Raw genomic sequence first — 17,166 nt, 5'->3', positions numbered from 1 at the left:
GAAGGAGAAGAGAACGAGAGGAGGATTTCAATGGGGAAAAAGCGAACTTCTTTTTCTTCCCTGGATCTTCTTTCCTCTTCTTCTCTTTCTTTTCTCATGATTTTCACAAAAAAACAAATATGCTATGATAATGGTTGAACTTTTCTAGTTGTACGGGCCATACTATACTAAGGAAAATGAAAGATAAAGAAGGGAAAATTATGATTTATTTTGACAATAGCGCAACGACACGTCCGCATCCCGATGTGGTGAAAGTGTTTGGCGACGTGGCGAGTCAGTATTTCGGCAATCCTTCTTCGCTTCACCATCTGGGAGGCAAGGCGGCGCAGCTTTTAGAGCAGGCGCGCAAAGTGGCCGCCGACTGTCTAGATGTGCAGCCGGCCGAAATCATCTTCACGTCCGGTGGCACGGAGAGCAATAATGCTGCCTTGAAAGGTGTCGCACTCCAATATCGAGCAAGAGGAAAACATATCGTTACCAGCAGCGTTGAGCATGCATCTGTCTATGAGACATGCAAGCAGTTAGAGGAACTCGGATATGAGGTCACATATTTGCCGACCGATGCGAATGGCCGTGTACGTGTAGAGGACGTTAAACGTGCACTGTGTGATGATACGATTCTTGTCTCTATCATGCATGTAAACAGCGAGTTGGGTACCATACAGCCGATCGAAGAGATTGGTCGTCTGTTAGCCGCATATCCAAAAGTGTATTTTCATGTTGATGCAGTGCAGGGATACGGCAAGCTGCCGCTTACGCCGGGAAAATGGGGCGTAGACCTATTGTCGTTGTCCGCTCATAAATTCCATGGGCTGCGCGGCTGTGGGCTTCTCTATATTCGCCGCGGCGTGATGCTGTCTCCGCTTATCATCGGCGGCGGGCAGGAGTCCAGCTACCGTTCCGGTACAGAGAATGTGCCGGGCGTCGTCGCAATGGCCAAAGCCATGCGCATTATGCGGGATGGATTGGATACGAACCATAAGCATATGAAAAAACTGCGCAACCGTATAATCGATGGGCTGGCGTCGCTTGCATACTGCAAACTGAATGGCCCCGGCAAAGAGGAAGCAAGTGCTGCGCCGCATATTGTCAATTTTTCGTTTCCAGGCATAAAAGCGGAAGTAGTGCTGCATGCGCTTGAGGAAAAAGACATCTACATCTCGACGCGTTCCGCCTGTTCATCCAAATCCAATAAGCCGTCACGGGTGCTGCTGGCGGCGGGAATAGACGAAGAGCGTGCCAAAAGCGCATTGCGAGTCAGTTTCTCTCCCGATAATACGGAAGCGGAAGTGGATGCGTTCGTGCAGGCGGTTAAAGAGACTGTACCAAATTTAGCGAAGATAATGAGGGTGTAACGATATGCAATATGAACATATTCTAATCCGCTATGGAGAGCTAGCGCTCAAGAAGCGTAACCGGGGTGAATTCGAGTCACAGCTTGTCCGCAATATCAAAAAAAGCTTAAAAGCGTACCCGGGTGTGCAGGTAGAGCGGGTATACGGACGGATGTACCTCGTGCTGAATGGGGAGCCGTACGAACAGGTAGAAGCCAGGCTGAAAAAAGTATTTGGAATTCATTCCTTTAGCCCGACACGCTTTCTCCAGACATTCGAGCTGGAAGCGATCCAGCAGGCGGCACTCGAAGCAGTGCGGGACGTGGAGCCTGCGCCGCGCACATTTAAGGTGGCGGTAAAGCGCCCGAACAAGCAATTTCCGTATCGTTCTCAGGAGATGAACCATCTGGTGGGTGGCTATATTCTACGCAACACCGATGATTTGAAAGTGGACGTTCATCATCCGGATGTAGAAGTAAACGTGGAGATTCGCGCTGAAGGCGTGTTTATTTCATGCCGTACCGTGCGCGGGATGGGAGGACTTCCGACCGGAAGCAGCGGCAAAGCGATGCTGATGCTCTCAGGCGGCATTGACAGCCCGGTAGCTGGCTGGATGACGATGAAGCGCGGCGTTCGTATTGAAGGCGTTCATTTCCACAGCTATCCGTTTACATCGGAACGCGCCAAGCAAAAAGTCATCGATCTGGCGCGTATTCTTACGCAATATAGCGGCGGCATGAAGCTGCATGTCGTACCGTTTACAGAGATTCAGACGCAGATTCGTCAACATTGTCCGGAGCATTATACGATTACCATTATGCGCCGATTCATGATGCGTATTACGGAAAGGTTGGCGCAGAAACACGGCGCGTTGGCCATTGCTACAGGGGAAAGCCTGGGGCAGGTTGCTTCGCAGACCATGGAGAGCATGAATACGATTAATAGCGTTATTAATATCCCTGTGCTGCGTCCGCTTGTGGCAATGGATAAGGAAGAGATCATGGCGATTTCACGGCAGATTGAGACGTATGAAACATCCATCCTTCCATATGAAGATTGCTGTACAGTATTTGTGCCGAAATCGCCGGTAACGAAACCAAAGCCGGAGATAGCGGAGAAATTTGAGCAGGCACTGGATGTAGAGCGCCTGGTGGAAGAAGCGGTTAACGCGGTAGAGAGCATCTGGATTGATCCGGTTACGGAAGAAGAGTATCAAGCCTTCTTTTAATGGCGGAAGCAGGAATAGGAAGTAAAGAAAGAGCGGCCGCAGGCCGCTCTTTCTTTACTCTTTTGTATTATTTTGACCGCTGCTCAAGCCAATCGCCGACAGTCGGGTACGTCTTGTTAATCGCCTGGCGGCCGAAACATACCGACACGTGTCCGGTCGGCATTTCCACATAGGTTTTATCCTTGCTGGAGATGACCGGCATCAATGCTTCTACCTGGTGTGGAATCGCAATATGATCGCGCTCGGCAGCGATATTCAGCACATTTGCTTTAATATTGCTTAAATCAACCTGGCGGCCGCGGATATATAGCTCACCCTTAAGCAGCTTGTTATGCTGGTAGAACTCACGAATCCACTGGCGGAACGCTTCACCGGGGAACGGAATGCCGTCGTTGACCCATTTCTGCATAAGCTGCCAGCCATTCACGAAGTTGGTGTTTTCCGCCCGCTCCACAAGATTGACATACGGACCGTAGAAGTTGACGATCGGTTTGAGCATCTTGTTTCCGAAATCGATCATCTCCGGTGGAATGACACCCATCGTATCCACCATTTTATCCAAATTGAAATATTTTTCATTGAGCCAGTTCGTAAACAGGCCGGCATCAGCAAAATCAAACGGACTCGTCATGAAGATAATGTTGCGAATTGGAAGCTGCGGATGCAGCGAGGCGAAGATGGCTGTCATCGTACCGCCCATGCAGTAGCCGAGCAAAGAGATTTCGTCAACTCCCGAGGCTTTCAGCACTTTACGTACTGCGCGCGGGATGTAATCCATAATGTAGTCGTCCAGCTTCATGTTGCGATCTTCGAGTGCGGGCGTACCCCAATCAAGCAGGTATACATCAAACCCGCGATTGACCAGATATTCGATAAGACTGTTGCCCGGAGACAGATCCAGAATATATGGTTTGTTAATTAACGCGTATATCATCAGAAGCGGCACGCGGTGTTTCTTCGGCAGGGACGGCTGGTAACGGTACAGCTTTGTTTTATTTTTCGTCCAGATTGTTTCTTTCGGTGTTAGACCGACCTGCGGTTCGGCTTCGGTTGTTAATATTTCCGCCGCTTTCTTAAACCGGCGGTAGGTGCGCTGTACCTCCTGGGGCAGGGCATCCAATGCATCTTCCCAACTTTTCGTTACCGGAGCTGACATGGTTTATCTCCTCCAACCTATAGGTATTCTCTCTATAAAAACTATACCAAAATGATTCAGATAAGACGAAATATTTCGCAACTTAATTTATTGCTATGTATTTACATGTAAAGACCGCCGTTGATGTTTAGCTGCTGGCCTGTGATATATTCGCCGTCCCGGCAAAGATAGAGAACGCCGCGCGCGATTTCTTCCGGCATTCCGAAACGGCGCGCCGGAATTTTAGCCACAATCTGCGCGCGAATCTCATCCGGAATCGCTTGTACCATCTCCGTATCGATAAATCCGGGGCAGATTGCGTTTACGGTTGTGCCTGATTTAGCCAGCTCAAGTGCAAGTGATTTGGTGAAGCCGATCATGCCAGCTTTTGCCGCGGAATAGTTTGTTTGTCCGAATCCGCCGGCCTGACCGATAATGGAGGAGATGTTGATAATGCGGCCCGCATCCGATTCTTGAATATGGGAAAGTGCAGCTATTGTCATATTGTAGACGCTGTTTAAGTTGACTTGAATGACTCGATTCCAATCATCTTCGGTGATTTTGCGGAAAGTGCGATCACGGGTAATCCCGGCATTGTTTACCAGAATATCGAGTTTGCCGTATTTGTTGATCGTTTCTTCGACAAGAACACGCGCTTGCGCAGCATCGGAAACATCGGCTTGCGCAGCAAACGCTTCGCCGCCGGCCTGCTCGATTTCCTGAACTACCGCATCTGCAGCTTCGTTATTGCTGTTGTAATTAATGACGACTTTTACGCCGTTTGCGGCCAGTTCTTTGGCAATTGCCGCGCCGATTCCGCGGGAACCGCCCGTTACAATCGCTACTCTACCGTTTAATTTCACCATAAACAATAACACCCCTTAGCTGACGTCAAATTTTATAAAAGAAAATGATGAATTCAGAACATGCACATAAATCTCTTTCAAATGAAACGAACAAATGAGTTTATGCCTCTTTTTTCCCTGTGTCTTTTGCTTGCTTGTCTTCTTTTGTCACTGCCACTTCTTTTACGGAAACTTCTTTTGTCTCCGTTTGCTTTTGCAGCAGTTCTATTACTTGATCAAGCTTTTTGTCGAGACTTTTCATGTCGGTTTTCAACTGGCTGACTTCCTGGCCGACATTCAGGCTGCTGATTTGGTGCGATAAATCTTCTTCGATCATTTCTTCTAAGTTATCAACTTTAGCTTCGAGGTTGACAATTAAGGAAGCCAGATTGGAAAGATCGGCGCGGGAAGGCATGTTCGCCTGGGCCAGGTAGTTTTCTGTCGATTTTTTCACCATATCCTGGTACTGCAAATACATATTCAGGAACTGGCCCATCCACTCCGAGAAATCCTCTTTCCTCATTGATTCATCAAATACCTTGCTCCATTGGGATTCTGTCTTGTCATACAAATCTTTCCACATCGCAAACGGATCAAACGGGTTCTGTTTGCTCACTGGTTCATCTCCTCTCCAGTTTTTTCACCTTACCATATATATGAGCAGCGGTGAAAATTATGTTGAAAAAGGTATTTCATGTAAAAGTATAGTAAACCAAACTTTGAAACTCAAATAAAAAGATTCGATAAATTACGGCATTTTTTTTAAGTTTTTGTTAACATCTTGTGAATGTCCATAGATAAAAAACGACCATGGCATCTCAGCCGCAACTCCGACATGAAAATCACCATGGCGTCTCGGCTGCAACCCCGACATGAAAATGAGGAGAAGGGCCACTGACTTTTGTGGTATGAGGAAAAAGAGAGAAGAGAACGAGAGGACGATGTCAATGTGGAAAAAGGCGAAGGCCTTTTTCTCCCCTGGATCTCATTTCCTCTTCTCCTCTTTCTTTCCTCATGATTTTCACAGAAAAAAGCGGTAGTTTCTAAGATTTAGAAAAAAAATTTCGGGAAATGTTTGACAAAAAAACTCCATAGGTGTAAATTACATATAAGAGATATTTACAGATTTGTAGGTGATGCACATGTCTGCGAGTGATGAGAAATCTCGCCCTGACACACAGGCAAAAGAGGATAAGACAATTGGTGGTGCGCCGAAAAATTTAATGGTACCGTTTCTGCTGTTGAGTTTACGCGGATGGAATGTTCACGGGTATGAGTTGATTCAGCAGTTGATTAAATTTGGATTTCCTTCTATTGATCAGGGGAATGTATACAGAACACTGCGGCAGTTGGAGAAGGATAATATGGTTAAATCAGAGTGGGATACTTCAGCCGGCGGTCCGGCAAAGCGAATCTATTCGCTAACGGACGCAGGTGAACAGTATTTGAATTCATGGGCTGCATCCCTTGAGCAATATCAATCCATGCTGGACCGATTCTTTACGATGTATACAGGATTCTTTATGCCGGGTTCAGTTAATAAACCGGCGGCAGATACAGAGGAGAAAGACAAGAAATAGTTTTGTGGCGGTACTGCAGCAAGCTGCACTTACCATATATGTTTTTCTTTTATTCAAGTTCTTAAGGAGGAATTAAACAATGGCGATTAACAAGAAGACGGAGAAAGATCCGGTGATGGTGCAGGCGCAAGCTCAGGAGAATGCGAACGTAAATATGATCGATGCCATATGGGATGGCTGGATGAACGGCGTGAAATTGATGTACGCTTACCAGCGAGAGATGGAAAACCTAACGCTGCAGACGCTTGAGCGCCAGAAAGAAATCTGGACCAAGACAACAGAAAATATGGACAAAATGGAAGAGGAAATGAAAAAGTTCCTCGAAGACGTGAAAGTCAACTATCAAAATAACGTGAAAAATATCAGCGGTGAGCAGATGGGCAAGACGTTCGAAGAATGGACACAACGCCTTGAGGAAATCGCAAACCGCATCCAGCAGCTTACATGGACACCGGGCAAAGCTAACCTGAATATAGTGAACAAATCCCAGGAGCAACTAGAGACTTCCTTAAAGAACTTAATCGCCCAGCAGCAAAGAACGCGTGAGGAAGTGCAGACATTAATGGATAACTTCCTCCAGCAGGTAAAAATAACGCAAAAGGGATTGCTTGACTCTGTTGAAGCCAACAAGAATAATACAATGAGCCTGTTCAAATAATATCTTCCCCCCCTATAGCCGGGGGGGTTTTCCTTGCTTTTTTTGTCGAAAAATGTCAAAGTCATAAGAAATAAAGAGAAAGAGGAAAAGAAGATGAATATATACGAAAAAGCTAAGCATGTAGTGGAACGCTCTTATGCTGATATTAACATTGGAGATATAGCGGAAATAGTGAAAACTATTACAGATGAAGATATCGTTGCATTCGCCCGATTGACCGGTGATGTTAATCCTATTCATCTTGATGAAGAATTTGCCAGGCAGACGTTTTTCAAAGGGAGAATTGCGCACGGCATGCTGACGGCGAGCTTTATTTCTACTGTGCTGGGCACGCAACTGCCGGGAACGAACACAATTTATTTATCGCAGAATTTGAAGTTCAAAGCACCGGTTAAAATCGGTGATACAATTACTGTGGTTGCTGAAGTGATTGAAAAGCGGGACGATAAAAAATTAATCAAGCTGCGCACCAATCTCGTGAATCAGGATGGGAAAGTGGTTGTCGAGGGTGAAGCAATGGTAATGAAAATGGAGTAGCGCCGGCTACTCCATTTTTGCTGCGTTCATTTTATTAGTTTGTAAATCGATCAGAATGATTGTGATATAAGGAGTATCCGATTTGACAAATTCAAAAACGAAAAAGTAGAGGAGAAGGAAAAAAATCATATTTGTCGAACTGAATCATATAGGACTTGGGATATGTTAGTTAGGAGAAAGGAATGTACACAATGAAGAATTGGTCCGTAAAAAGAAAACTGTTCTCCGTATTGTTTGTGGTCGTATGTGGGTTTACGCTGCTTCTTCTGCTCAATGAATGGTCAAAAAGCCAATTGTTGGATGCTTCAGCGGAAAAGGATCTCGCCAGTCAGAAAATCAGAATGACGCATACGATCGTACTGGCGATGGCGGATGCGCAGCGCAGTGCTTCGGAGACACTGCTGGCCCCTGATAAGACAAAAGCGGACGAGGTGCTAAAACAAGTAGAGAAAGCGCACCAGACGCTTGCACAAATGCAGAAAGAGGCGAAAAGCCCGGAAGAGCAAAAAATATTAAAAGAAGCACTCTCGCTAACAGAAACATATAAAAGCTTTTTTAGCGGGGTCTATCAAATCGAAGAAAGCCTCGGAAAAGTAGGAGAAACCAAAAATAAACCTGCTTACCAGGTTCTTCTTGAACAGATCGAGAAAGAGATTGTCCAGACAGAGAATCAGACAGCACTTAAGTCGCTGCTTACGGCGAAAAGCTTAGAAAGCGAGTACCTATACCATCAGGGAAAGAAGAACACGGAACAGATGAAACAGGTACTGGCGCAGATAAAGCAAGCGGTACCACAACTTGCTCCTTCTATAGATAAGTATGGTCAAGCGTATGAGAAGCTCGTCTATGCAATCGAAAACGAGAAAGTCATGATTGCGATGTACCATGACGCTGCCAATAAAATGAATCCGCTCGCCGCTTCCATTCAGAAAGCAGCGGAAGCGAAATATAAAGCCGCAGAAAATAAAGAGCAGGCGGCGATTGCGGCAATGAAGTGGATACCGCCGGTGGTGACCGGACTGATTCTGGTTCTTACCGTTCTGTTTATGCTTTATATTAATCGAGGGATCCAACGCTCCATTCAATTGCTGCTGCAAATTGCCGACCGGTTGAAACAAGGAGATTTGCGCGGCGAAAGCCGGGAGTATTCAAGCGACGAGCTGGGGCGTCTGGCTCAAGCGTTTGATGAAGTACGCCAGTCGCTGCGCCGTATCATTGAATCGTTGAATCGGGATGCACAGGTTGTGAACCAGTCATCTACCAATTTAACAACGGTTTTTCATCATTTCTCATCACAAAGTCAGGAAACGGCAAGCGGCATTGATTCCATTGCACATCATGCCGCAGAGCAAAAAGATATCAGCCGGCAGTTTGCTTCGCTGATGCAGGAATGGGAGCAGGATATGGAGGAAATCACCCTGCAAACCGAGCGAACGGACGAGAAAGTCAAAGAGCAGGGGAACATTACGGAGCGGGGCGTGAAAGCGTTGAGCAATCTGGCTCAAGCGACGGATATGAGCTACGAATTGTTTAGAAGAATCGAAGAAGTCGTAGAGGAGTTGGCTACTAAGTCGCAAAATATCGAGAAAATCACCGGTGTTATTAGCGGTATCGCCGAACAGACCAATCTGCTGGCATTGAACGCTTCCATCGAAGCAGCACGGGCGGGCGAAGCAGGCAAAGGATTCAGCGTTGTGGCGGAAGAGGTGCGCAAATTAGCGGAACAATCACAGCATTCTGCACATGAAATCCAGCAGTTTATTGAGGAAATGAAGAAACAGGTGGCGGATGCGGTTCGCTCGGTGCAGGCGGCTGAAGGCCAGTTTGCACAGCAGAAGAAGGAACAGATTAACACGCGGCAGGTGTTCGACGCAACGCAGGCAGGCATGCGGTTGATCGAAGAATTTACGGAAACGACAGGAATGCTGGTGAAGAAAATGAACACACAAAAAACCCAGCTGGTAAACTATATTCAAAACATAAGCATATCTTCACAGGAGATGGCTGAGTCCACGGCACAGCTGGCCAGTGCAAGTGAGCAGCAGGCGCTGGTTCTGCAGGAAATCTCGAATAGCGCAGATGAGCTCCGAGGCCTGGCTCATTCGATTGTCCGTCAGGGTGAGAAATTTGCACTGTAGCAACAGGAGGATGTAAAAATGCGTGAATACGTCGGAGTTTGTGTGGAGTGCGGAACAGAAGTGTATTGTCATGACGGATTTATCGGAGGAATTGTATTAGAGAAGGGAAAGCTAATTTGTTTTCCCTGTTCCGAAGCAAAGGAAAAAAAGGAGACGAACGACGAAATAGAAGAATAAGAAAATACCCCGGACGCCTAATTCGGGGCTTCTCTTATTTATTCCATCAGGATTTTTCTTTGGCTTCAGCGATCATCCGGGTAATCTCATATACACTCGGAAATTCCCATTCGCTCCATTCATTTTTATCCATTGTTCTTTTCTCCTTTCTTGCAGTTTGTAATATATCAACGTATACTCAATGAGTGAACCGTAGGAAGATAGCGGTAGTAACTTTTTTCATGTAAGTGTAATTTTCACTTATTCTCTATTATTTTACCCAAAATGATCGATTTTATTCCCTGTTTTATAAATTCACGGGGGCGTATTTGGAAAGGGGAGCGAGCAATGGATAAGAATAAGCTGGCTCACGAAATTGTGGAAGCGGGACGTCGCATATACCAGAGTGGATTCGTCGCTGCCAACGACGGAAATATTAGCGTGCGAATTGATACAGAGCATGTGCTGATTACACCAAGCGGTGTCAGCAAAGGATTTATGGAAGCGGATGCGCTTCTGCTGGTCAATCTGACTTCGGGGGAAACGATAGAGGGACAGGGGCGCCCATCTACTGAGAGTGCCATGCATTTTGATATTTATCGACATCGGCCTGATGTGCAGGCGATCGTGCACGCTCACCCGCCGACAGCGACCGGGTTTGCGGTGGCGGGAATCCCGCTTGATGAGCTTGCGCTGCCTGAGCTTATCGTTACGATGGGTACGATTCCTCTTGCGCCGTATGCCACTCCCGGCACGGAAGCACTGCCTGAGACGCTGCGGCCTTTCTATAAAGAGCACGATGCCATCCTGCTGGCCAACCATGGCGCCGTCACAATGGGACAGAGCTTGACGGAGGCGCTGTTCAAGATGGAATCGGTTGAGATGTGCGCTAAAATTTTGTTTACTGCACGTATGCTTGGACGTGTACAGGAGCTGTCTGACGAACAGGTGGACAGGCTGGTGGATGCCCGTTCTTTCTACGGGCTAAAAGGGGCCCACCCGGGCAAGAAGATTATTGAACAACGCCGCAACAAGGAGGAAAAATCATGACGAAAACATATGAACCTCTCCAGTCTGTGCGCTGGGAAAACGACGAACTTATTTTGCTTGATCAAACCAAACTGCCGGAGCAAACTGAATTTCTTACCTTGTCTGATGTAAAACAGGTATGGGAGGCAATCGAGCGACTGAAAGTACGAGGCGCGCCGGCGATTGGCATTACCGCCGCCTATGGCGTATATGTGGCTGTGCGCAGCTTCGCATCTGCGACAGTGGATGAACTGCTTTCAGAAGTGAAAAAACAGGCGGATTACCTTGCCACTTCGCGGCCGACAGCCGTTAATCTGTTCTGGGCGTTGAACAGAATGGTGCGCAGAGCGGAAGAGTCCGCTGCAGCGGGGCAGTCTCCGGCTCAAATCAAGCAGGCATTGCTAAAAGAAGCGCAGGAGATACAGGCGGAAGACGAAAGGGTCTGCCGTGCGATTGGGGAGCATGCGTTGACACTGTTTTCGGACGGAATGGGAGTACTGACACATTGCAATGCCGGTGGACTTGCCACCGCCAAGTACGGAACGGCGACAGCTCCGATGTATCTCGCGCATGAAAAGGGATGGAATATTAAAGTGTTTGCCGATGAAACCCGCCCGGTGCTTCAAGGAGCGCGCTTGACCGCGTATGAGCTGCAGCAGGCAGGCATCGATGTCACGCTCATCTGTGACAATATGGCGGCGAAAGTCATGTCGAACGGCTGGGTGCAGGCAGTTATCGTCGGTACGGACCGTGTGGCGGCAAACGGCGACGTTGCCAATAAGATTGGCACGTACGGTCTGGCCGTGCTGGCACGGGCGCATAATATTCCGTTCTACGTCGCAGCTCCGCTGTCTTCAATTGATCTTACGACACCAACCGGTAAAGAAATCCCAATCGAAGAGCGCGAAGCGGAGGAGGTTACCCGGGGGTTCGGCCGTCAGGTGGCACCGAACGATATCAAGGTGTACAATCCGGCTTTTGATGTGACCCCGAACGAGTACGTAACAGCCATTATTACGGAAAAAGGCATTGTGCGCGCGCCGTATAGGGAGAATCTGCAGGCGTTATTTGAGAAATAAACGGCAGGAACCGTGTAGAAACTTCTATGCGGTTCTTTTTTGTTGACATTTCGTTGATATCATCGGCTGGAATACGTGGAAAAGTATAGGTGCTGATATATAATGTAAATAGATGACAGATACAGGAGACTAATATGATTCATTTGATTATACTGAAAACCATATAGGCCCGGGTATATGGTTTGCGAAAAACAAAAAGAAATATTGCGTAAAGCAAGATATAAATTTCACATGTTATATTATCTGACTCAAAATAAACAATACATTGCTCTTTATATTATAATGCAAAAAAGTTGACGTATAGGGGGATGGAAAGATGAAAACAGAACCATTGCCTGGGTGGGCCGCTGCCTATGTTGCCATCCTCAGCTTCATTATCCTGTATGTGCTGAAAGTGATGACGGGACTGAAGGGGACACCGGAGGAAGAGATTACCGGACTGGATTTGAGCGAGCACGGAGCATACGGATATCCAGAGCATTTGGAATCGGCAGAAAATCCGGCGTTTGCGGTAGAAAAAACCGATATGAAAGTTGTCTCGAGGTAACGCTATGAGTACATTGGAAGATGTAAAGCGCAGTGTGGAAGAAGAGGCTGTCAAATTGGCAGGTTCTTCTCTTCCTGTCTTTGAGAAGTACCGGATGCTGAATCTTCTGCACGACAGATTATGCCGCGAAGCGGTGCAGCGTGCGGAAGAGTGGATGGTAGCCCAGGGCTTCGGAGCTCCCCGGGAGCCGTACTGCTGGTTTGAACTCGGCAGCGGAGGGCGTGGAGAGCGAACCATCGGCAATGACCAAGATCACGGATTGATGTACGGTGATATGGACGTTACGCAGCCTGAATTAATGCATACTTCTTCGCATCAGGAATATTTCGCTTTGTTCAGTCAGCGCATCTCCTACGAATTAGAACAGGCGGGATATCCGCTTTGCTCAGGAAACGTAATGGCATCTAACAGGCGCTGGCGTCACGATATGGCAGAGTGGCAGCAGACCATCCTTTCCTGGATAGAAAGCCAAGGCATTGATGAGATACGGTATCTGCTCATGCTTTCGGATATGCGTGCCATATATGGCGATCGTATGCTTTGTTACCGCTTGAAAGCCTGGATGCATCGACGCCTGTATGAAAACAAAAAGCTGCAGCATCGCTTCGCACAGCATTCTCTTTTGCATGACATTCCGCTCGGGCTGTTTCGCAATCTCCGCTACGAGCGGTGGGGTGAGCACGCAGGAGAGTATGATTTAAAGGAAGGCGGCTATTATCAACTGGTGAATACGGTTCGTATCCTGGCTATCGCCCATCATATCGAAGCCACAGAAACGAAGGAACGGTTAAGCGAGCTGTACCGCAGCGGTGTACTCTCCGTATCGGATTACGAACGATGGCTCGATGCGCTGGCCTGTATGCTGAATGTTCGATTGCAGCATCATGTCAGGCTCCATGAGGAAGGGAAGGCGCAGCATAACTATATAGATGCAAGAAATTGGGGGCGTGAGAGGCTGAAAGAGTGGAAAGATATACTAAGCTTCTTGAAGCGTCAGCAAAAACGATTGAGGCAGATAGTGTAGTAAGTAGTAAGGCAAGAAAAATGAGAGAAGAAAGAAGGATTTTCACAGAAAACCACCATGGCATCTCAGCCGCACCCCCGACATGAAAATTGTGGGAAGGGCGGCTGACTTTTGTGGTATGAAGGAAAAGAGAGAAGAGAACGTGACAATGATTTCAATGGAGAAAAAGGCGAATGCCTTTTTCTACCCTGGATCTTTTTTCCTCTTTCTCTCCTTCTTTCCTCACAATTTTCACAGAAAAATGCGAAATGCTTGCAGGGATTTGCCGAATTATGCCGAATAAGCTATACTGTATGCGCAGACGAGCTTACAGGGGAGAAGCTTGATGCGTTTATTTTATGCAAAATGTGGTTAGGAGGATGGAGAATGAATATCCACGAGTATCAAGGCAAAGAGATACTTAAGCAGTACGGCGTGGTCGTGCCGAACGGGAAAGTGGCATTCACGGTAAATGAAGCGGTAGAAGCGGCAAAAGAGCTGGACGCGAACGTATACGTGGTAAAAGCGCAAATCCATGCCGGCGGACGCGGTAAAGCAGGGGGGGTTAAAATTGCAAAAAACCTCGATGAAGTTCGTACATACGCGCAGGAGATTCTGGGCAAAGTACTCGTTACTCACCAGACCGGCCCGGAAGGCAAAGAAGTAAAGCGCCTGCTTATTGAAGAAGGATGCGACATTCAAAAAGAATACTATGTAGGTGTTGTTGTAGACCGCAACACAAACCGCGTTGTTATGATGGCATCCGAAGAAGGCGGTACGGAAATTGAAGAGGTAGCAGCAAAAACACCTGAAAAAATCTTCAAAGAGGTTATTGACCCGGCTGTAGGATTGCTGCCTTTCCAAGCGCGTAAACTCGCGTTCTCTATTAATATTCCGAATAACCTGGTAAACAAAGCCGTGAAGTTCATGATGGGTTTGTACCAGGCATTTGTTGACAAAGATTGCTCAATCGCGGAAATCAATCCGCTTGTTGTGACAGGCGACGGAAACGTAATGGCACTCGATGCGAAGTTGAACTTCGACTCCAATGCACTGTACCGTCATCAGGACGTAATGAAGCTGCGTGACCTTGATGAAGAAGATCCAAAGGAAATCGAAGCATCCAACTATGATTTGAACTACATTGCGCTCGACGGCAACATCGGCTGCATGGTTAACGGTGCAGGGCTTGCGATGGCGACAATGGATATTATCAAATTTTACGGCGGCGAGCCGGCCAACTTCCTTGACGTTGGCGGCGGTGCGACGACTGAGAAAGTTACGGCTGCTTTTAAACTGATTCTGTCCGATGAAAACGTAAAAGGTATTTTCATCAACATCTTCGGCGGCATCATGAAGTGTGACGTTATCGCGGAAGGTGTAGTAGAAGCGGCGAAGCAAGTGGGACTGGACCGTCCGCTTGTCGTGCGCCTTGAAGGTACGAACGTAGATCTCGGTAAGAAAATCCTTAACGAATCCGGCCTTAACATTGTAGCTGCGGAGTCAATGGCAGACGGTGCGGAAAAAATCGTTTCCTTGGTGAAATAAGAAAGGTGGGACTGGAGAGCTATGAGTATTCTTATTAACAAAGATACAAAAGTAATCACCCAGGGTATCACTGGCGCTACGGGTGCATTCCATACAAGACAAGCTGTTGAGTACGGCACAAAAATGGTCGGCGGTGTTACACCGGGTAAAGGAGGCATGGAATTCGAAGGAATTCCTGTATTCAATACGGTACGTGAAGCAGTAAAAGAAACAGGCGCGAATGCGTCCGTTATTTACGTTCCGCCGGCATTTGCGGCTGATTCCATTATGGAAGCGGTAGACGCGGAACTGGAGCTTGTTATTTGTATCACAGAAGGGATCCCCGTGCTTGACATGGTAAAAGTAAAACGCTATATGGAAGGCAGCAAGACGCGCCTTATCGGGCCGAACTGCCCTGGCGTTATCACGCCGGGCGAGTGTAAAATCGGTATCATGCCGGGCTACATCCATGCGCCTGGTAAAATAGGTATCGTGTCTCGCTCCGGAACCCTTACGTACGAGGCGGTTCATCAATTAACGACAAACGGCATCGGCCAGTCCACTGCTGTGGGTATCGGTGGTGACCCGGTTAACGGTACGAACTTTATCGACTGCCTCAAGTTATTCAATGAGGATCCGAACACGGAAGCTGTGATCATGATCGGTGAAATCGGCGGTACGGCGGAAGAAGAAGCGGCTGAATGGGTGAAAGCCAACATGAAGAAGCCGGTTGTCGGCTTTATCGGCGGTCAAACGGCACCTCCAGGAAAACGCATGGGCCATGCGGGCGCGATTATTTCCGGCGGTAAAGGAACGGCTGCCGAGAAGATTAGAACGATGGAAGCATGCGGCATCCGCGTAGCGAAAACACCGGCCGTAATGGGCGAAACAATGATTGAAGTCCTTAAAGATCATGGTCTGCTTGAAGTGTGCAAAACAGTTAAATAAGGGGAGTTACATGTAAAAAAGGAGCGCTGTTACAGCGCTCCTTTTTCGACATTACTCAGCCAATAGCATGGAAGGATTTTCCATATACTTCCTCGAAATTAATGGAAAAAAGAAGAGGAGTGAGGAAAAATGGAAAAAAGAGAGTACATGCTGCTGGCTCTATCACATATTAATCGGGTGGGGCGAACTGTACTGCGCGCTGCACGAAAGCTTGATGAAGCGGTCGATTTCTCACGCTGCTCCGTGCAGGATATACAGAAGATGCTGGCTGTTTCTTCTAAAGTAGCGGAAAAAATTCGAATGGAATTTTCCCTCAAGGACGCTGTATCGCGGGTGCAGAGATGGCAGGCGGAAGGAATCGGATTGCTTACGCAATGCAGTTCCGAATATCCTGCTTTGTTGCGCGAAATTCCCGACCCGCCCGAAGTTTTATACATAATCGGCAATAAAACATTATTGCATCAACCTTCGTTCGCGATTATTGGAACGCGCAAACCAACCGCTTACGGAAAAACGGTTGCCCGCCAAATGGCGCGTGAATTGGCGGAGCGGGGAGTGACCATTGTCTCGGGTATGGCACGGGGGATTGACGGTGAAGCGCATCGTGGCGCCCTGGCCGGGGGCGGATCTACTATTGCGGTACTGGGATGCGGTGTCAACATTGTATACCCTCCTGAAAATCGCGCGCTGGCCATGGAAATACGGCAAAAGGGGCTTATTGTATCCGAGTACCCTCCCGGCATGGAACCGCAGCGTGGTTTTTTCCCCGAGCGCAACCGTATTATTAGTGGACTGAGCCAGGGAGTGCTTGTCGTAGAAGCGGCGTCGCGCAGCGGTTCATTAATCACAGCTGATCTTGCCATAGACCAGGGGAGGGACGTATTTGCCATTCCTGGTTCGATTCATTCTCCCAAAAGCGCCGGATCCCACTGGCTCATTCAGCAGGGAGCAAAGCTTACGCAAACGATACAGGATATCCTAAATGAATATCCAATGCTCGTTTCTGGAGTAAATAAAAGTGTAGCCTGTACTGATGATCATGGTCTTTTGTCGCTCACTCCGGAGGAAGAGATTGTATTGGCGGCAGTCGGCTGGGAAGCGGTGTCATATGAAGAGATTTTATGTCGAACGTCGTTTTCCTCTAGCTATTTGCATTATCTTTTGCTATCTTTGCAAGTAAAACAGCAAGTCATACAACTGCCCGGACCGGCCTTCGTCCGGATAAAAAACAGGAATGATGTTTGACAAACGCAAGTTTTGTAATTAATAATAGGAGGAATTCTTTTCTTTCACAGAAAACGATCATGGTTTTTCAGCCGCAACCCCGACATGAAAATAATGGGAAAGATGGCTGACTTTTGTGGTATGAAGGAAAAGAGAGAAGAGAACGAGGAGGTGTTTTCAATGGGGAAAAAGGCGAAC

16 protein-coding genes and 1 pseudogene are annotated in these 17,166 nt (G+C 47.5%); 14 read left to right on the top strand and 3 right to left on the bottom strand.

The genetic code is table 11. The annotated features are described in order from the left end of the window. The first annotated feature begins 200 nt into the window (after window positions 1–200). Both B2899_RS05775 and thiI read left to right on the top strand, forming a co-directional pair. The gene (locus tag B2899_RS05775) at window positions 201–1,355 is read left to right on the top strand and encodes a cysteine desulfurase family protein (RefSeq protein WP_286884451.1); all 1,155 of its coding nucleotides are present in this window, start codon (window positions 201–203) and stop codon (window positions 1,353–1,355) included. A gap of 4 nt (window positions 1,356–1,359) precedes the next feature. Next, the gene (gene thiI, locus B2899_RS05770; RefSeq protein ID WP_286884450.1) at window positions 1,360–2,562 is read left to right on the top strand and encodes a tRNA uracil 4-sulfurtransferase ThiI; all 1,203 of its coding nucleotides are present in this window, start codon (window positions 1,360–1,362) and stop codon (window positions 2,560–2,562) included. Window positions 2,563–2,629: 67 nt separating this feature from the next. Here the strand turns inward: thiI and phaC are convergent, their stop codons facing one another. From phaC to phaR, 3 genes are all read right to left on the bottom strand, one after another. Next, on the bottom strand, window positions 2,630–3,718 hold the full coding sequence (gene phaC, locus B2899_RS05765; protein ID WP_286884449.1) for a class III poly(R)-hydroxyalkanoic acid synthase subunit PhaC: 1,089 nt from the start codon (window positions 3,716–3,718) through the stop codon (window positions 2,630–2,632). Between the two features lie 101 nt (window positions 3,719–3,819). After that, complete coding sequence (gene phbB / locus B2899_RS05760; RefSeq protein ID WP_286884448.1) at window positions 3,820–4,563, bottom strand: acetoacetyl-CoA reductase; 744 nt, start codon at window positions 4,561–4,563, stop codon at window positions 3,820–3,822. 100 nt (window positions 4,564–4,663) lie between these two features. After that, entirely contained in the window at window positions 4,664–5,158 is a 495-nt protein-coding gene (phaR, locus tag B2899_RS05755) for a polyhydroxyalkanoic acid synthase subunit PhaR (protein WP_246147197.1), read from the bottom strand. 517 nt (window positions 5,159–5,675) lie between these two features. On the opposite strand from phaR, the gene phaQ reads away from it, so the two are divergent. From phaQ to dprA, 12 genes and pseudogenes are all read left to right on the top strand, one after another. Continuing rightward, window positions 5,676–6,122 carry a poly-beta-hydroxybutyrate-responsive repressor gene (gene phaQ / locus B2899_RS05750; protein WP_371863529.1) on the top strand — a complete coding sequence of 149 codons (447 nt, stop codon included), beginning with the start codon at window positions 5,676–5,678 and terminating at the stop codon, window positions 6,120–6,122. A 79-nt stretch (window positions 6,123–6,201) separates the two neighbouring features. After that, window positions 6,202–6,780: a polyhydroxyalkanoic acid inclusion protein PhaP gene (phaP, locus tag B2899_RS05745; RefSeq protein WP_146808428.1), complete on the top strand. Its 579-nt coding sequence runs from the start codon at window positions 6,202–6,204 to the stop codon at window positions 6,778–6,780. A gap of 93 nt (window positions 6,781–6,873) precedes the next feature. After that, window positions 6,874–7,317: a MaoC family dehydratase gene (locus tag B2899_RS05740; RefSeq protein WP_286884447.1), complete on the top strand. Its 444-nt coding sequence runs from the start codon at window positions 6,874–6,876 to the stop codon at window positions 7,315–7,317. A gap of 182 nt (window positions 7,318–7,499) precedes the next feature. After that, window positions 7,500–9,455, top strand: coding sequence for a methyl-accepting chemotaxis protein (locus B2899_RS05735; protein ID WP_286884446.1), 1,956 nt, complete (start codon window positions 7,500–7,502; stop codon window positions 9,453–9,455). Window positions 9,456–9,473: 18 nt separating this feature from the next. Further along, window positions 9,474–9,632, top strand: coding sequence for a hypothetical protein (locus tag B2899_RS05730; protein ID WP_286884445.1), 159 nt, complete (start codon window positions 9,474–9,476; stop codon window positions 9,630–9,632). Window positions 9,633–9,959: 327 nt separating this feature from the next. Next, window positions 9,960–10,661 carry a class II aldolase/adducin family protein gene (locus tag B2899_RS05725; RefSeq protein WP_286884444.1) on the top strand — a complete coding sequence of 234 codons (702 nt, stop codon included), beginning with the start codon at window positions 9,960–9,962 and terminating at the stop codon, window positions 10,659–10,661. Next, the gene (mtnA, locus tag B2899_RS05720) at window positions 10,658–11,719 is read left to right on the top strand and encodes an S-methyl-5-thioribose-1-phosphate isomerase (protein ID WP_146808424.1); all 1,062 of its coding nucleotides are present in this window, start codon (window positions 10,658–10,660) and stop codon (window positions 11,717–11,719) included. Before B2899_RS05725 ends, mtnA begins: the two co-directional genes overlap by 4 nt. 343 nt (window positions 11,720–12,062) lie before the next feature. Beyond that, window positions 12,063–12,266, top strand: a pseudogene (locus B2899_RS05715) (ammonium transporter); the annotation flags it as partial. 4 nt (window positions 12,267–12,270) lie between these two features. Beyond that, window positions 12,271–13,290 (top strand): putative nucleotidyltransferase substrate binding domain-containing protein, encoded by a 1,020-nt coding sequence (locus tag B2899_RS05710; RefSeq protein WP_146808422.1) that lies wholly within the window; start codon window positions 12,271–12,273, stop codon window positions 13,288–13,290. Between the two features lie 366 nt (window positions 13,291–13,656). Next, a complete protein-coding gene (sucC, locus tag B2899_RS05705) occupies window positions 13,657–14,817 on the top strand; it encodes an ADP-forming succinate--CoA ligase subunit beta (RefSeq protein ID WP_146809405.1) in 1,161 nt (386 codons plus the stop codon). 21 nt (window positions 14,818–14,838) lie between these two features. Further along, on the top strand, window positions 14,839–15,744 hold the full coding sequence (gene sucD, locus B2899_RS05700; RefSeq protein ID WP_146809404.1) for a succinate--CoA ligase subunit alpha: 906 nt from the start codon (window positions 14,839–14,841) through the stop codon (window positions 15,742–15,744). A gap of 129 nt (window positions 15,745–15,873) precedes the next feature. Continuing rightward, window positions 15,874–16,989, top strand: coding sequence for a DNA-processing protein DprA (dprA, locus tag B2899_RS05695; protein ID WP_286884443.1), 1,116 nt, complete (start codon window positions 15,874–15,876; stop codon window positions 16,987–16,989). Window positions 16,990–17,166 lie beyond the last annotated feature (177 nt).

Source organism: Aneurinibacillus sp. UBA3580 (assembly GCF_002375825.1).
Lineage (GTDB): Bacteria > Bacillota > Bacilli > Aneurinibacillales > Aneurinibacillaceae > Aneurinibacillus > Aneurinibacillus danicus.
The sequence above is the reverse complement of the archived record's forward strand: the minus strand, read 5'-3'. Positions and strand labels throughout refer to the sequence as shown.

What these genes read in the sequence shown, in the direction of transcription:
- phbB (WP_286884448.1), bottom strand. Translation starts at nt 4,563, where the DNA reads ATGGTGAAATTAAACGGTAGAGTAGCGATTGTAACGGGCGGTTCCCGC.
- B2899_RS05735 (WP_286884446.1), top strand. Translation starts at nt 7,500, where the DNA reads ATGTACACAATGAAGAATTGGTCCGTAAAAAGAAAACTGTTCTCCGTA.
- dprA (WP_286884443.1), top strand. Translation starts at nt 15,874, where the DNA reads ATGGAAAAAAGAGAGTACATGCTGCTGGCTCTATCACATATTAATCGG.
- B2899_RS05710 (WP_146808422.1), top strand. Translation starts at nt 12,271, where the DNA reads ATGAGTACATTGGAAGATGTAAAGCGCAGTGTGGAAGAAGAGGCTGTC.
- B2899_RS05725 (WP_286884444.1), top strand. Translation starts at nt 9,960, where the DNA reads ATGGATAAGAATAAGCTGGCTCACGAAATTGTGGAAGCGGGACGTCGC.
- phaC (WP_286884449.1), bottom strand. Translation starts at nt 3,718, where the DNA reads ATGTCAGCTCCGGTAACGAAAAGTTGGGAAGATGCATTGGATGCCCTG.
- thiI (WP_286884450.1), top strand. Translation starts at nt 1,360, where the DNA reads ATGCAATATGAACATATTCTAATCCGCTATGGAGAGCTAGCGCTCAAG.
- B2899_RS05740 (WP_286884447.1), top strand. Translation starts at nt 6,874, where the DNA reads ATGAATATATACGAAAAAGCTAAGCATGTAGTGGAACGCTCTTATGCT.
- phaP (WP_146808428.1), top strand. Translation starts at nt 6,202, where the DNA reads ATGGCGATTAACAAGAAGACGGAGAAAGATCCGGTGATGGTGCAGGCG.
- B2899_RS05775 (WP_286884451.1), top strand. Translation starts at nt 201, where the DNA reads ATGATTTATTTTGACAATAGCGCAACGACACGTCCGCATCCCGATGTG.
- B2899_RS05730 (WP_286884445.1), top strand. Translation starts at nt 9,474, where the DNA reads ATGCGTGAATACGTCGGAGTTTGTGTGGAGTGCGGAACAGAAGTGTAT.
- sucD (WP_146809404.1), top strand. Translation starts at nt 14,839, where the DNA reads ATGAGTATTCTTATTAACAAAGATACAAAAGTAATCACCCAGGGTATC.
- sucC (WP_146809405.1), top strand. Translation starts at nt 13,657, where the DNA reads ATGAATATCCACGAGTATCAAGGCAAAGAGATACTTAAGCAGTACGGC.
- mtnA (WP_146808424.1), top strand. Translation starts at nt 10,658, where the DNA reads ATGACGAAAACATATGAACCTCTCCAGTCTGTGCGCTGGGAAAACGAC.